We start from the raw sequence: 202 nt of genomic DNA, 5'->3' as shown, positions 1-202 counted from the left end.
GAAAAGTTTGCAGAGAAAATGGGAATTGAATTGGTTCCGAATGAATACTTCGATACGGAAATAAGATACCAGCAACTTTTGAAAATAAAAGAGAAAACCGAAACCGTCGGCTGTGTTGCTCTTGATAAATATGGAAATCTTGCTGCCGGAACGTCCACTGGAGGTTTGACTAATAAAATGGCAGGGAGAATTGGTGATTCAC

General features: G+C 39.6%; 1 pseudogene. It reads left to right on the top strand.

What is annotated here, in order from left to right:
- Positions 1–202: pseudogene (locus tag A2255_03190) on the top strand (beta-aspartyl-peptidase).

It is taken from the genome of Candidatus Melainabacteria bacterium RIFOXYA2_FULL_32_9, assembly GCA_001784615.1.
Classification (GTDB): domain Bacteria; phylum Cyanobacteriota; class Vampirovibrionia; order Gastranaerophilales; family UBA9579; genus UBA9579.
The sequence above is the reverse complement of the archived record's forward strand: the minus strand, read 5'-3'. Positions and strand labels throughout refer to the sequence as shown.